The 15,193-nt window shown below is 47.1% G+C and carries 8 protein-coding genes, 1 tRNA gene and 1 riboswitch; of the genes, 1 reads left to right on the forward strand and 8 read right to left on the reverse strand.

The genetic code is table 11. The features are described 5' to 3' along the window. Positions 1 to 8 precede the first annotated feature (8 nt). Positions 9 to 2,336: a DUF5686 family protein gene (locus A3GK_RS0100955; protein ID WP_018027658.1), complete on the forward strand. Its 2,328-nt coding sequence runs from the start codon at positions 9 to 11 to the stop codon at positions 2,334 to 2,336. 106 nt (positions 2,337 to 2,442) lie between these two features. Here the strand turns inward: A3GK_RS0100955 and nrdG are convergent, their stop codons facing one another. The 8 genes from nrdG to A3GK_RS0100995 form a co-directional block, all read right to left on the reverse strand. Beyond that, positions 2,443 to 2,967 (reverse strand): anaerobic ribonucleoside-triphosphate reductase activating protein, encoded by a 525-nt coding sequence (nrdG, locus tag A3GK_RS10220; RefSeq protein WP_051052294.1) that lies wholly within the window; start codon positions 2,965 to 2,967, stop codon positions 2,443 to 2,445. 5 nt (positions 2,968 to 2,972) lie between these two features. Next, complete coding sequence (locus A3GK_RS0100965) at positions 2,973 to 4,649, reverse strand: putative transporter (RefSeq protein ID WP_018027660.1); 1,677 nt, start codon at positions 4,647 to 4,649, stop codon at positions 2,973 to 2,975. Between the two features lie 15 nt (positions 4,650 to 4,664). Then, positions 4,665 to 7,064, reverse strand: coding sequence for an anaerobic ribonucleoside triphosphate reductase (locus A3GK_RS0100970; RefSeq protein ID WP_018027661.1), 2,400 nt, complete (start codon positions 7,062 to 7,064; stop codon positions 4,665 to 4,667). Between the two features lie 40 nt (positions 7,065 to 7,104). Beyond that, a riboswitch (cobalamin riboswitch) is annotated at positions 7,105 to 7,308 on the reverse strand. Between the two features lie 75 nt (positions 7,309 to 7,383). After that, positions 7,384 to 7,457 (reverse strand) — tRNA-Ala (locus A3GK_RS0100975). A gap of 117 nt (positions 7,458 to 7,574) precedes the next feature. Next, on the reverse strand, positions 7,575 to 8,768 hold the full coding sequence (locus A3GK_RS0100980; RefSeq protein ID WP_018027662.1) for a BT_3987 domain-containing protein: 1,194 nt from the start codon (positions 8,766 to 8,768) through the stop codon (positions 7,575 to 7,577). A 25-nt stretch (positions 8,769 to 8,793) separates the two neighbouring features. Beyond that, on the reverse strand, positions 8,794 to 9,909 hold the full coding sequence (locus tag A3GK_RS0100985) for a glycoside hydrolase family 18 (protein WP_018027663.1): 1,116 nt from the start codon (positions 9,907 to 9,909) through the stop codon (positions 8,794 to 8,796). Between the two features lie 18 nt (positions 9,910 to 9,927). Next, positions 9,928 to 11,586 carry a SusD/RagB family nutrient-binding outer membrane lipoprotein gene (locus tag A3GK_RS0100990; RefSeq protein ID WP_021903399.1) on the reverse strand — a complete coding sequence of 553 codons (1,659 nt, stop codon included), beginning with the start codon at positions 11,584 to 11,586 and terminating at the stop codon, positions 9,928 to 9,930. A 25-nt stretch (positions 11,587 to 11,611) separates the two neighbouring features. Next, on the reverse strand, positions 11,612 to 14,665 hold the full coding sequence (locus A3GK_RS0100995) for a SusC/RagA family TonB-linked outer membrane protein (RefSeq protein WP_018027665.1): 3,054 nt from the start codon (positions 14,663 to 14,665) through the stop codon (positions 11,612 to 11,614). Positions 14,666 to 15,193 lie beyond the last annotated feature (528 nt).

Here is a 15,193-nt window from a genome sequence, read left to right on the forward strand (position 1 = left end):
GGTGGACTATGCGTGGAGGGCTTCGCTACATACTTCTACTCTTTTCGCTACTTTCCGCACTGATCGTAGAAGCACAGGAGTTGGCTCCTGTAGTGATGCCTGAGTTGCTGGTCTTGGGTAGCCACACTAAGTATGAGGAGGATAATGATGCGGTAGCCCTGATTGAGCGGACTGCTGCGAGGGAGCGTGCTGATAGAGCTACATGGCAGTTGGATTATAGCTTTCAGCAGTCGGAGCAATTGCTTCTGGCGCTTGGTCGGGTGGATAAGTGGCGGGGTGCACTGCGTAAGGTGGTGCCTTTCTTTGATCGCTACTTGATTCATTCGCATATTGATGGCACGCCGGTCTTACCGCTTTCGGAGTACCAAAAGGTCTATCTCAAGGGGTACAATCATACGACGCAGCAGCTCAATGAAGCGATCCTATATAGTCAGCATAATGGGTTGGACCAAAATATCAGTGATGGCTCTCAGAGTGTGCGACTGGAGGAGCTATTCTCCAAGGTGGACCTCTTTGAGAAGCATGTGAAGATACTAGATACCAAGCTCCCTGCGCCCCTTTCGGAGCAGGCAAGACACCACTACAAATATTATCTCACAGATACCATTATATCGGCTGGGTACGTGGCTCAGGTGGTGGACTTTATCCCACGTCAGCCCCATGCCCCTTCTTTTTCGGGACGGTTGCTGATTGTGGAGGATCATGGCCCGCGATTGCTCAATGCTTACCTTATCTTTCCGAAGCAAATCGATATTAACTTCGTGGAGGATCTTCGTCTGCAGCAACAATTTGTGAAGACCTCGGTGGGGTGGCACCTCAAGGAGGAGCGTCTGGTGGGTAATCTGAAGCTATTTATCAATCTACTCTCTCTCTATGTGGAGCAATCAAGACACTACGATGAGTATGGCGAGCAATCGCCTGACTCCGAGATTATCGCTCTGAAGCAACCTTTTAATGACTGGCAGGATAGGGAGTTAGCAAAGCCAGTTATCTCTTCTGCCATTGCCCGAAACCTACTGACCACCAGCGATGGCCTGCGGAGGTTTATGGACCAATTCAAACAGCTAGGGTGGCAGCGTGTGGTACTGGAGTTGGTGGATATGGTGAGCCTTAATTACATTCGTACGAAGTGGGACTACAGTAAGATTTACGGGGGAAGCCTCTTTGACCTCGGACCGGTGAATGAGCTGGTCAATGCCAATCATACGGAGGGGCTACGTATCAAGGTTGGAGGAAGGACTACCGGTTATCTCTCGCACCATCACTTCTTTAATGGGTATCTTGCCTATGGATTTAAGGACCGACGCCCTAAGTATGGCGTTGGCTACGCCTATTCTTTTAGACCGAAGCGCTACTTTAGGGAGGAGTTTCCTCAGCACGAGCTATCGCTGAGCTACCAGCACGATATCTATATACCAGGTCTTGAGGTACAGAATAACGACCGAGATAATATCCTCTATGATGTAGGGGTATCGTATCTGGCAACTACCTCTTATCGAAATCTCTTAACTCTGGAGTATCTAAAGGACTTCAATGCAAGTCTTTCTCTCCGGCTTTATGCCAATTATAGGGAGGATAGGGCGAGTGGGCCGCTTGATTTTGTGCGGGTTAATCACGACCACTCTCTGCAGAAGTTGCCTAAGATCACCGATGTTTATTCGGGCGTGGAGCTACGGTGGGCGATCGGTGAGCGCATCGTTGATGGCTCTATGCAAAGACACCGGCACTACGCGAATGTATATCGCGAGGTACCGGTGCTAAAGCTTCGCCACGAGTGGGCGGATAAATGGTTGGGGGGTGACTTCCGTAGGCAACGAACGGAGCTATCGGCTGAGCAGAGACTCTGGATGGGGGTCTTTGGTCGTCTGGACTATCAAGTGACGGTGGGGAAGCTATGGAGCTCGGTGCCCTTCCCTGTCTTGTATACGCCACCGACTAATATCGGAATTATGCATAAGCACAATACGTTCCAATTGCTCAACCCTTTGGAGTTCGTTGCGGATGAGTGGCTGACGGCCTTTATGGAATACCATATGCGTGGCGTGGTCTTTGACCGTATCCCATTGATCAATAAGTTGCGACTTCGGGGTGTGCTGACGGCCAACTTCCTCTATGGTAACCTCACTGCTAAGAACCGACAAGCTACGGGTAATGAACTATTCGTACTCCCTGTGCATACTACTGAGATGCAGGACCAAGTCTATGCTGAGGTGGGCTTTGGGCTGGAGAATATACTCAAGGTGGTGCGCATTGATGTCTATCGCCGTCTCTCTCCGCTGAAGCCTCACTCCAAAGGTCCGTGGGGGATGAAGCTAGATTTATCGCTTAGTTTTTAGAGAATGTAGCACGAAGTGCCATTCTCGCACATTTGATGCAAATGTGCTGAGACTTTGAACGAAGGATGAGATGCAAGGCGCTGAGGATGAGGGCGCTGGGAACGTACTAGTGTACGTGACCGAGCCCGGATTCCGAAAGCAACGCCGCAGATCGCCTTCGTGCAACAGTCTCTTTTAGGTGGATAATTCGTTGGTTGCTACTACCTCTGAAGGAGAGGGTAGGGTCGTACAATTGCTTCTCAAAGGGGCCATCGACCAGTACATCAATCCACTCTAGTAGTGGTGCTCGCTCTGGATCCTCTAGTAGTTCTTCGTAAAGGTAGCCAGTGTAGCACCAGATGCTTAGCCCCGTCTCCTCTCGCACTCTTCTGAGTAGCGGGCCGAAGTCGGTGGGGTTATAGAAGGGGTCTCCACCACTAAAGGTGACGCCATCGAGTAGGAAGTTGCCCTTAATCTCCTCTATTATGTTGCCTATCCGCTCCTCCGTCAGTGGCTCTCCTGCCTGTGGCGACCAGCTGAGCGGGTTGTGGCAACCAGGGCAGGCGTGCCGACACCCTGCCAAGTAGATGCTATACCTTATCCCATCGCCATCGAGGATGGTCTCTGAAATTACCTTGAGCAGATTGAGCATACCATCTAGGTGAGTAGCAAGATCATCCACTGTGCCGCCATCACTCGTAGGAAGAGGGTGACTGGATAGACGGTAGCATAGACCACCGATGGGATATTGTTTTTAGTGGCATCTGGGGTAAGCGATAGGGCTGGGGCAAAGGTCATATTTCCAGCCACATACCCTAAGAGGGTGAAGTAATCTAGTTTGAGCCAAAGGCGTCCAATCACGAGGGTGATCCAAAGCGGAATCAACATCATCAGTGCTGCATAGCCCATCCAGACAAAGCCACCGCTCATGAGCTTCTCCACAAAGCTGCCCCCGACACTCAGTCCCACGCAGGCTAGGAAGAGGGTAATCCCTATCTCCCGTATCATCATATTGGCACTCTCGGTATTGTGAGTGTTGAGCCTAAACTTTGTGCCGAAGTTGCTCAGTAATATGGCTACAATCAGTGTGCCGCCTGAAAAGCCGAGCTTCACCGGCATACTCATTCCGGAAAGCTGTATCTCCAAGCTCCCAACAAGTACACCTAGCAGTAGTGCCAAGAAGAGCACCAGCAGATTGGGTCGCCTTAGGTTGGTAGCTGAATTGCCAAGTATCTTCTCCACATGTTTTACGTCCTCCTCTTGTCCTACAATCACTACCGTATCACCTACTTGTAGGCGGAGGTCGGGCTTAGCGATCAGGTGGACGCCAGCACGGTAAAGGCGTGAGACATTGACATTGTAGAGTGTCCTAAACTTGAGTTGCTCAATGCTTTTGCCGGTGATATTGGGGTGCGTCACTAGCACACGGTGAGATACCAAGGTATTATCGAGCTTAAACCAAGTGGCATCGCTCATCTCGAGCCGACGACCTACGAAGGCGGCGATGGTCTCCACCTCGTCTTGCTCCGAGATAACCAAGAGCTTATCGCCCTCATAGATTTTTGAATTGGAGCTAGCCATCTCCACCTCGCCAGTGCCTTCGTGCAAGATACGCGAGATGACTACCTCGTACTTCTCTAATAGCATCTTTACGTGGTAGATATCCATCCCGAAGAGGGCTGGATTGGTCACTTCTAGAGAGTAGACTAGGGCTTCTCGTTTCTTCGCCTGCTCCCTCTCCTCCAATTCCTTCTCCTCACGTGCCACATCAATCTTAAAGATCCACTTGATGATTGAAAGGGTGACCACCATCCCAACAATGGCAACTGGATAACCAAGGGCATAACCTATGCCGATATCTTGTGGCGTACTTCCCGAGAGCATTCGTGCTGTCTCCTGTGCCGATGCAAGCGAAGGGGTGTTGGTCACCGCACCCCCTAGGATACCCATTAAAGTCGCTATCTGTTCGCTTGAAAAGCGGTAGATGAGGTAGGTGACGACTAGTGAGAAAAAGACTGATGCGATAGAGAGTAGATTCAGAGATACGCCTCCTTGCTTGAAGGTGGCAAAGAATCCTGGCCCTACGATCATACCAATACCAAAGATAAAGAGAATCATCCCACTCTCCTTCACAAAGGAGAGCACGTGAGGATCCATTGATAGGCCTAAGTGGCCCATCAATATCCCCACAAAGAGTACCCAGGTGACCCCGAGAGAAAACCCTCGTACCTTTACCTTGCTTAGTGCAGTGCCCACTGTCACCACTAAAGCGAGTACAAACATTGAAGAAGCGATATCCCCACCTAGGAGTAGTTGCTTCAGTACATCCATCATCTTTAATTAGCTTAGTTAATGATGCTTAACACGGTCCCGCTCTTCGGCACGCTTGGCAGAGTTCCACGAGGCGAGGTCACCAGTGAGATAGCCCGTGATCCTCCTCATGCGTTGGATATCCTCGCTCCCACAGATTGGGCAGCGGTCATAGATCACTCCCTTATAGTGGCAGCTCCTACAGGTGTCAATTGGGTGGTTGATAGAGCCGTAGCCAATCTGATTGTCCTTCATCAGCTTCACGATCTTTACGATCGCACGAATGTTTTTCTTCGCTTCACCATCCAGCTCTATATAGGTAATATGCCCACCAAGAGTGAGTGCGTGGAATGGAGCCTCTAGCCTGATCTTATCGGCAATGCGTACCTCCTCCTTTACATCGATATGAAATGAATTGATATAGTACTCCCGGTCATTGACCCCAGGTATCTTGCCGTACCGCTTCACATCAAGCTTTGTAAAGCGACCCGAAAGCCCCTCGGCAGGAGTGGCGAGTACCGAGTAGTTGAGGTGATACTTCGCCTTCATCTCGCCTGCCACCTCATTCAGTACCACTAGGCACTCCCGCAAAGTCTCCCACGCAGCGGAGCTCTCGCCGTGTCCCATACCATAAAGTGCATACATCGCATTGTGACCGCCGATAAATCCAATTCCCAGCGTACCGCTATCCAATACCGAGCCTACCTTGTCATTGGGTTTCAAAGCACCGCCTCCCTTCCATACATCGTTGCCCATCATAAATGGGAACTGACGAGCCAGTGCACTCCGTTGGTAGAGATATCGCTCATGCAATTGTTCGCCAACTAGTAGTGCCATCTCTCGTAGCGACTCCTTTAGCTTTTGGATAGATACACTCAAGATACGACCAGAGTCGGCAACCGAACCGCACTCTCGCTCCGCAGCACGACGAGCCTCAATCGCTAGCCTTGGTAGATTGATAGTGGTAAAGGAGAGATTGCCCCTTCCCACTGAACTCTGTACCCCATTGATATTCTCAAAGACACGGGTGCGGCAACCCATCGTTGCAATCTCATACAGATAACGATTAGGATCATCGGCACGCCAAAGTTTATTTTGATTGAAGGGGGTGTCGAGGAATAGGAAGTTGGGGAAGAGTGCCCTTGCTGTGGTCTTGCACGCTTTTAGGAATAGATAGAAGTTGGGTGCTTCAAACTCTAGCTCGCCCCTCATCGCAGCATCAAAGTCGGTAATTGCCAATTCATAGTCACGCTCTGAATAAGAGACCCCTTCCTTCACCTTAAATATCTGAATGGGGAAGACTGGCACCTCACCTCCAGCTCCTAGTCCCTCCATAGTCGCCTCCATCAGCTCCTCGATCACCATCTGCCCCTCGGCACTGGTATCGGTGCCGTAGTTAATCGAGCTAAAGACCACCTGGTTGCCGCCTCTGGAGTGCATCGTATTGAGATTGTGGATAAATCCCTCCATTGCCTGGTGCGTATCTCGCCTGGTTAGTTCGCGAGCCTCCGCCACCATCATCTCCAGATCTTCGTAGGCGATAGCATCGTTAGTCACCTTGGAGAGCTCATCATATAGCCCGCGAATCTCCCCCGCACTCGGCATGATGTTGCCTACAGCGTCGGTAATCATCGTTCGCAGTGCCTTCCTCTCAAGGTTCCCCTCACCACTTCTAGCCTTTACCATAAAGGGAATCAGCTCTGCCAAGTGCTTCACAAACGACTTGTATACCCCAGGTGCCATAAAGTAGTCAAAGGCGGGGATTGCCTGCCCTCCGTGCTGCTCATTTTGATTGGTTTGGAAAATGATCGTTGCAAGAGTGGCGTAGCTCTGGATGCTCTGAGGAGTACGGATACTCCCATTCTTTGTGTGGAAACCCCGTTCGTAGAGATCCTTCAGATCGTACTGTACACAAGTAGTGGTCTTGGTGGGGTAGTAGTCGAGGTCGTGTATGTGGATATCCCCACGCCTGTGTGCTTCGGCAAATTCGGGGGAGAGTAGATAGCGGTAAGCATAGTCCTTGGAGACCTCACTCGCGAAGGTCATCATCTGACCAGCTGGAGTGTGGCTACTCATATTGGCATTGCTCAGATTGATATCATTTTCATCGATCCGTACAATCCCATCAAAAGACTTCTTGAGGTCGGTGCGATTGTGCCGCTGCGTATTGCGCCACTCCCTATAGATAATGTAGCGCTTCGCCACATCGGGGCGCACCTTCATCAGCTCGCCCTCTACAATATCTTGTACCTCCTCTACCGAAATGGTAGTCTGCTCTATGCGCGACAATACTTGGCGAGTTACCTGCTGCACCTCACCATAATTATCTCCGTTGCCACTCGCTACGTAGGCCTTGAGAATAGCGTTTTCAATCTTAGAGGGGGTAAATGGCTCCTGCACGCCATCCCTCTTAATGATGTAAAGAACTGGATTATTCATATTACTTTAACTCCCGAAAGTTGATTAAATAGGTTTTATAATACGGTAAAATGCATCTGTCGGTCTTCTGACTTATCTCATACACCTCCGTACCTTCCCGCCCACATGGGCAGTGGCAAACGATCGGGGTGCTGTCAAGGCTTCTCAGCCCATCAAGACTTACAGCAGCGGGTACTGTACTGGACTCACACCAGTTTCCCAAGAGGTGAACTCTATCACCTCCACAAATGCACTACAAAGATACCTATTTTTATAGACCTGATAGCATAATATTGAGAAACAAAAAACCCCGGCAGTAACGCCGAGGATATAAAGAAAGTGGAGAATACCGGACTCGAACCGGTCACCTCTACAATGCCATTGTAGCGCTCTAGCCAGATGAGCTAATTCCCCATACTCCCCACAAAGATAACAATAATTAATGATGATAACAATTTATGTCCTGAAAAAGCAGATAAGCCGAAGAATGAGCTTATCCTTCGGCTTATCTATTACTGTTCAGTTAAGTATTTATGGAATAGGGAAGATAAAAGGTTCGCTACCGTTATTTACGAACTTTGCACCACTAGGCATGCTTAGGTGCTTTTGGCTCTTACTCCAATCCCATAGCATAGACTCGTCCTCTGTGATTTCACCTGTTTCTACATTTCTCTTTTTACCATTGAGAGGGTAGTATAGAAGTAGGTTATCATCATTGGCATCTACTAGCTTCCAGGTGTTGTCGAGGATCTCCTTGTCGGTACGTGCCGACTTCCAGAAGCGTACCTCACGAATCAGCTCATTGCTACCGCCAATCCAGAAACCAGTTAGGCCATAAGCTCCAGTACGGATCTCGCGCTCTATGACTTTCACACCATTGACATATACTGAATTAGCCTTACCATCGTACTTAAAGCCGAGCATATACCAGGTATTTGGCTCTGCTGCCAAAGCTTCCTCAGGAATATCAATTTGTGAATTTCCAGTCTTTATCTGTAGCTGATTAGGCTTAATAGTTACGTCACCAAAGCGAATGTAGATCTCGTCGTTCATACTAGAGCCTGTTACCAGCTTGGTACCACAGATTGAGCGGTTATTTTCATTATATGAAGCTCTATTCACCATCACTTCAAGTGTCCAAGTGTCTACCTTAAAGTCGTTGGGGAACATAGATCCATCCTCCGAGCCAGAGCCAACTATTCTAAGAGCCTTTGTGCTGATTCTCTGCTCTAGGACAAGAAGAACCTCGCTCTCGGCATCAATAATGCACTTATTTGAGTTTGTCAACTTTATAGGAAGAGCATAAGTGTACGCAGGATTAAAGACGAGGTCTTTAATTTTCAAGCCCAAAGATTTGATGGATTCGCCACTTTCGAAAGCTATCTCTTTATCTATGCTATACATCTCTGCAGGCAACATTACATAGGTAGTCCCATGAGCTTTGTTATAGGCCTCCAATTGGGTAGCATTTCCAGCTTCCACTCCTACCTTTACCTCTTCGGAAGGTAAGTGAGTCAAAGCGACCTTAATGTCATTAACTACTACATCCTCTTTCTCTACAAAGAATGATTGGATAGTAGAACCACCCTTGATATATACACTTTGACGAGTTAGCTCACCAGGAGCTTGCTTTGGTTTATTGTATAATTCATCTTGGCAGGACGTCAAGGCAAATGACGCAAGCGTTAATGCCGATACAATTATTGATTTTGCAATATTATTCATCTTACAATGTCTATAGAGTCCATTATTACTGATAGTTTCCTGGGTATTTCACATTACCCATGTAGAGGGCTGTACGCAACCACTTATATGGAGGATCATTTGGATAATCATACTCCATGTGATAGGTACCAATACCGCCGATGCGTAGGCCACTAGGAAGGTCTAGTGTTGCATAGTCAAAGATCTGAGCTCCTGGCTTGCCGTTGAACTCAGGGTGAGCACTTGATATGTAACCAGTGACACCTCCATTTCGCCAAGTTTGCTCAAACTCTACTGTAATGATTGTTTTGCGTTCCCAATCAGTTAGATGAGGCTTGCTTATCTTACGCTGAACATAGCTGGTATGTCTTTCCCAATATGCCTGGTAGATATAATGGTCGATCATCTTTGAGGTCTCAGTGCTCAGCTTATCTGGCTGACCATCCATCACAATCATCTTGCCAAGGGGGTTGAGCTTATCGTACATAGTCTTGATGAAGACATACATATTATTGTTCTGACCCTCATCAGGTCCAATCTCTAGCCAATTAGCGAGTGATCCAGAGTGTCCATAACCTGGCTCGTAATCGATGTCAAAACCATCGAGATCATACTTAATAATAGTATCGCAGATCGCAAGGGCATAGGCCTCTACACCCTTCTTAAAGTCTCCACCACCTTTTTGGTCTACCCAGTAATCGTATGGGTCTAATCCTGGAGGGGTCATCTGGTCTCCAAGGTTCTGTACGATCCAGCATAGCAGTGCCTTAGAGCCCATCACGTTTTGGAAAAACTTAAGGTCGGTCTGCTGCTCAGGTGTTAGATTACCCCTACATCCCCATAGAGATACGAAGTCTACACTATCAGGGATAAACTTTAGGTAGTTCTGTGGGTTGTCTCCTTTACCTGTCCAGTTGCCAAACCATCCAAAGCCCTTGACGTGAGGGGTTTTCTTGTACTCACGGATGGCTGCATAGTATGCTTTCTCTGTCGGAGTCAATTGATCCTCACTGGTCACTTCTATCTTTGGTAGGTGACGCTTAAGCCCTTCTTGGTTTTCGAAAGGAATTCTCTCGGGAGTCAATCCGTTTTGACAGCCTACAAAGGAGAGAATGAGACCTAGCAAAGTGACTAGGAATATTTGATTCTTTCTATTCATCATTTTATCTGCTTTATTCGGTTAATTCTGTGTAGGTCTGTCCTTACGTACCCACCACAATCTCGTAGAGCCAATATCTGGGCCACCTAGTAGCTCAGGTACAATCGCCATATTCTTATTCGTTGAATACTCGGTTGAAGCAAACTTAAATCGCTCAGGAGCAAGAAGCCCTGGACCTTCAATGCGTGCTGGAGCACTTCTATCTACTGGTCTATGGATATAAGGATACCCAGTGCGCCTATACTCGGTCCATGCCTCAATGGCATTTGGGTACATGGCTAGATACTTTTGAGTAATGATCTTTTGAAGTTGCTCCTCTTGCTCGTCCTTTTCTGTAGACATGTAGTCCCAAGATGGGCATACATTATTATTTGATATTCTACTATTATAGATATAGTTCACATACCAATTATTGGTCATAGCAGAGATGTCTGTTGGCTTTACTGTGCGAGTGAGATACTCATCAGCTCCAGACAAGCCATTCTCCTCAAAAGAGAGCTTCACCCCTTTCTCGTAATACTCTTTAGGAGAGCCCTCGTAAAAACCATAGAGTGCTGCTTCAGCCTTCAAGAAAGCTACCTCGGAGGCTCTTAGCCAGTAAATGCCAGTGCTGGCCTCCACATTGGGTTGAGAAGCAAAGAAAGGACTAGTGTCACCAGATTCACTATCTCTCTTTGGCATATCATTGGTGTTGAGTATTGAGTAGTAACCTTCCATTCCCCTAAATGTACCCTTCTTGAAATATTTGCCGATACGAGGGTCGTTGTAGCCATCGAGGTAAGACCAAATAGTACCACCCATTCTAGTCTCACCATAATCTATGGAGGCGAGCATAGGATTAAGTAGGGTAATCTTACTTGATGACTTTAGAACAGCCTCATCAGCAACAGCCTCAATAACGCCACCATTTGCAGGGTCAAGGGCTTTCGCTATGTATTCTCTAGCAAGCTCTGGAGCTACGAAATGAGTGCGAACAGCCAATCTTAGCATGAGTGAGTTAGCCAGCTTCGTCCACTTTGTAGCATCGCCATTGTATACGAGGTCAAACTTCTCCATTACCTTGTTGGGTGTTGCATTTAGAATTTTTGCGGCATTTTCAAGGTCGCCCAACATACTCTTATATACTACTTCCTGGCTATCTGGCTTTGGCTCAATATCAGCGTCTCCTGCTTGAGTATAAACGATAGGTCCGAAGGCATCCGTTGCACGAGTCCAGGCAATTACTTTGAGTACTTGAGCCACGGCAAACATCTGCTGATCAGTTGGCTTTTCACTCTTTCCAATGGTCTGATACACATCATTCCATGCTTGATATGCTTTGGTGTACAGGCAGGAAAGGATATACTCCATTCGGTTGTCTGGGTAAGCCCAATTGGACTCTATAGAGAAGTTCCAGTTGTTGTTATTCCCAAAATACCCTATGTAGTTGCCTGATGAGATCAAGTCTGTAGCTTGCAGGTCATTACCTGGTCCAGTAGTTTGATCTGGAGTGCCGATAGGTATTATCTTCTGCATAATGGTCATCACAGGGCTACCCACTGAGCGACCACCTGCATTATTCTCCTCTTCTGTAACGCCATAGATATTGGTGTTCAAATCTGAAGGCATACAGCTGGAAACACCTCCTATAAGTAGTAAGGAAGTCACCAGAATTGCTATTGCATTGTATCTTTTATTCATATCTGATTTCTGCTATTCTCTTTTATCAAAAACCGAGGTTGATGCTTAACCCAAATCCTCTTTGACTTGGCATAAGGAAGTTGTCATAGCCTTGACCAAATGTACCAGTGCCAGCAGTAAGTTCTGGATCAAATGGAGCCTTGTTGTATATCATCAGCAGGTTGGTCCCATAGACTGCAAATGATGCGCTACGTAGCGTATTGCCCAACCACTTGCTTGGGAGGCTATACGAAAGCCTAAGCTCTTGGAGCCTTACATTTGTCGCTGAGTAGACATAGTATGAGTCTAGCTCAGACACTGCTGTATAGTAGTCCTTGGGATCCATCGTAAAGTCGGCCATCTTGATGCCTCCATTGTCTCGTGCGAGAGCAGACTCCTCGGATACACCATACTTATCTAGCATAGCTTGTGTCTTTGAAATCACTACGCCTCCAATGCGTGCATTGAATAGGAAGTTAAGACCGATCCCCTTGTAGTTGAACCCTTGGGCATACCCCAAATTCCAATCAGGGTTGACGCTACCTAGTTGGTAAGGCTCCACATCTTCTGCGACAGGAGCTTGCCCCTTGGTGTAGTTCATATAGCCATCCTTATCTCGCTTGAGTTGCTTGGTGGCATACATCATACCGATTTCGCCATCTTTGACTAGTCTAAAGCGTCCTTGGTCAATAAATGAGAAGTCTAGTGGAGATCCTGTGATAGGATTCTTAACTACGTTGGCGAGCTCAACGATTCTATTCTTATTGTGTGTAGCAGTAATTACAGAGTTGAAGCCGAAGCCATTCTTAAACTCCTTTTGTAGAGAAAGCGTTAGCTCAATACCTCTATTCTGTACATTACCTGCCTGCACAAACATATAGTTGTAGCCAGCACCTCCAGGCAACTTCTTCTTCAAGAGCTGATTGTAGGTATTGGAGTGGTAAAGAGTAACGCCTAAGTTAATCAGACCACCTGCCCAGCGAGTATCCAGACCGAGCTCGTATGAGCGTGTGCGCTCAGCACGAAGGTCGGGCAGTGGATAATACTCGTATGGTGCTGCTGCACCTCCCTTGATGTCGCGGGTAACAGAGCCTGGGGTAAGTCCAGCAAATGGAATAGGTGAACCTACCTCAGTGTATGATCCACGAATCTTACCAAAGCTCAAGATAGGATTCATCTTAGCTTTTGTATTCTCAGAGAATAGCTCTGTGAACACCAATGAAAGACCCACTGATGGATAGAATATCCATGAGTCATTGGTGCCAATAAGTCTTGAGTTTTGATCCCCACGACCGGTAAGTGTAAGGTAAGCAATAGACTTCCAACCTAATTCGGCCGAGCCGAATACGGCTACGTTTCTAGTCCTATCATTACCACCATCCTCCGATGGTACAGCAGTGGTAGGATTGACATTTGTATAGGTGAACTTATTAGGGAAGGAGAGTAGGTCGCCACCGTAGCCTCTTGACTTGGTGTCGTACTCCTCAAAAGATGATCCTGCATTCACCATAATGTTGAAGTCATCTAGGAAGCTCTTATTGATATTAAGCATCAAGTCCATATACTTTTGCCTGAAGGTAGATTGCTTGTAGCTATATCTACCATTTGGCTTAGCGTGGGTACTAATAGTGCTTGCATACCTTTTATCTTCGCTCTCAGTGTAGGTGTTATCTAGACGTACACGACCTGATAGATTAAGCCAATCCGTAAAGTCGTACCCCACCTGACCGTAGAATGTGTATCTGTCGCTAGCTACAGGACGGAGTGTCCTATATGCCTCCCAGTATGGGTTTTGGGTGTTCATACCGAAGTCACCTACTGACCATGACTGCTCGTAGATACCTGTCTCAGGGTTAAAACGCTCAAATTCCTTTTCGCGGTTGAAGTCCTCACCTCTAGGATATAGGTAAGCACCCACAATAGGATTGAAGTAGGTACCATAAGCGATCATATTATTATAATACTCGCGGCTATAGCTGGCAGAGAAGTCTAGGTGAAGTTTGTCTTCAAATAGGCTGGACGTATTACGCACCATCGCATTGTATCGGTGATACTTATTATTGGGGATGATGCCTTTAGAGTTGATAGCAGCTACCGATACATAAGTTTGATTGACCTTGGAACCTACAGAAAGACTTAATGCGTTATTAAACATAAGCCCTGTCTCAAAAAAGCCTCTAGGCTCATAGTTGCTTGGTGTGTCTAGCTTTGCACCCCATGAAAGATAGGATCCTTCGTTGTTTCCATATCTATTCTGGAAGCGTGGAAGAATATAGGCTTGTGAGCCTTCGAAGGAGGTTGAGAAGTTGACCTTTAGTGACCCTTCTTCCCCTTTCTTGGTGTTGATCAAAATAACGCCATTTGCCGCTGCTGCTCCATAGAGTGCTGCTGCTGAAGGACCAGTTAGTACCGAGATGGACTCAATGTCTTCGGGATTGAGGCTACCAATGCCTTCACTAGATGCAGTACTAGCAAATCCTGATCCATCACCGCCACGATCTGCCTTGTTGCCTACTGGAATACCATCGATCACGTAGAGTACATTATTATCTCCAGCGATAGACTTATTACCACGCATCACAACACGTACACCACCACCTACCCCAGAAGCACTCTTCTGTATATTGACGCCGGCTACTTTTCCGCTGAGGGAGTTGATGAAGTTGGCGTCTTTGACGGTGGTGAGCTGCTCATTATCGAGCTTTTGGACGTTGTAGGAGAGGGCTTTCTCGGAGCGCTTGATACCGAGTGCCGTTACGACTACTTCGTCGAGAAGCTCTGTATCCTCTTCGATCACGATTTGGATGGAGCTCTGTCCATTGATGGGCACCTCTATGGTCTTATATCCGATGTAGGAGACCCTGATGTGTCCGTTAGCGGGGACAGCCGTGAGTGTAAATTGGCCATCTAGGTTGGTGAGCATACCTTTGGAGGCATCCTCTACCAGCATTACAGTTGCCCCTATGACGGGCTCATTGTGTGTCGCATCTGTGACCACTCCCTTCACGGTAATGGTCTGCGCAAGAGCCATAGGTGCCAGAAGACTCAGAAAGAGTGTACAGAGTAGACTTCTGAGCCATTTTGCTTGACTTAAATTCATACCTTGCTTTTTCAAAAAAATGGAACTATTGTATTATTCTTAATCCTTTACTATTCCTCTACCGTATTGCTCAATGTAGCTCTAGAGTGTGGTTTTCTCATTATGCGGTATTGAGCGTCGCTTTTCCCCTTGCTTCTACTGTAACTATCCGTGGGGAATCTTTCTTCTAAGTGATAATCAACTGCCTACAAACATACCAATCTATTTTGAATTGGCAAAATATTTTATAATGATGAAAGACTAATGATTATATTTGCTTAATGGAGGTGCCAATTCATTGTGTTTTGGGGAATGGTTCCGATTATTAGGGGTGCCTCATCGGACTAGTCGGAAGGCTCAGGTAAGTCGGATGGGGAAGGTCAATATTTGTGAAATAATGTGAAATATTGGCTGTATTAAGAGGGAAAAAGGACAGTCTGTAATGCGTTGGTATTCAGGGCTCTATCTGAGGGCTAAATGAGATGCAACTCGCCGTTTGCTTAGTTGCATCTCGGCATTTGCTTAGTTGCAACTCATCGATCGCTTAGT

It is taken from the genome of Porphyromonas somerae DSM 23386 (assembly GCF_000372405.1).
GTDB classification, from domain to species: domain Bacteria; phylum Bacteroidota; class Bacteroidia; order Bacteroidales; family Porphyromonadaceae; genus Porphyromonas_A; species Porphyromonas_A somerae.

What these genes read in the sequence shown, in the direction of transcription:
- A3GK_RS0100955 (WP_018027658.1), top strand. Translation starts at nt 9, where the DNA reads ATGCGTGGAGGGCTTCGCTACATACTTCTACTCTTTTCGCTACTTTCC.
- A3GK_RS0100965 (WP_018027660.1), bottom strand. Translation starts at nt 4,649, where the DNA reads ATGATGGATGTACTGAAGCAACTACTCCTAGGTGGGGATATCGCTTCT.
- A3GK_RS0100980 (WP_018027662.1), bottom strand. Translation starts at nt 8,768, where the DNA reads ATGAATAATATTGCAAAATCAATAATTGTATCGGCATTAACGCTTGCG.
- A3GK_RS0100990 (WP_021903399.1), bottom strand. Translation starts at nt 11,586, where the DNA reads ATGAATAAAAGATACAATGCAATAGCAATTCTGGTGACTTCCTTACTA.
- A3GK_RS0100985 (WP_018027663.1), bottom strand. Translation starts at nt 9,909, where the DNA reads ATGATGAATAGAAAGAATCAAATATTCCTAGTCACTTTGCTAGGTCTC.
- nrdG (WP_051052294.1), bottom strand. Translation starts at nt 2,967, where the DNA reads ATGCTCAATCTGCTCAAGGTAATTTCAGAGACCATCCTCGATGGCGAT.
- A3GK_RS0100970 (WP_018027661.1), bottom strand. Translation starts at nt 7,064, where the DNA reads ATGAATAATCCAGTTCTTTACATCATTAAGAGGGATGGCGTGCAGGAG.
- A3GK_RS0100995 (WP_018027665.1), bottom strand. Translation starts at nt 14,665, where the DNA reads ATGAATTTAAGTCAAGCAAAATGGCTCAGAAGTCTACTCTGTACACTC.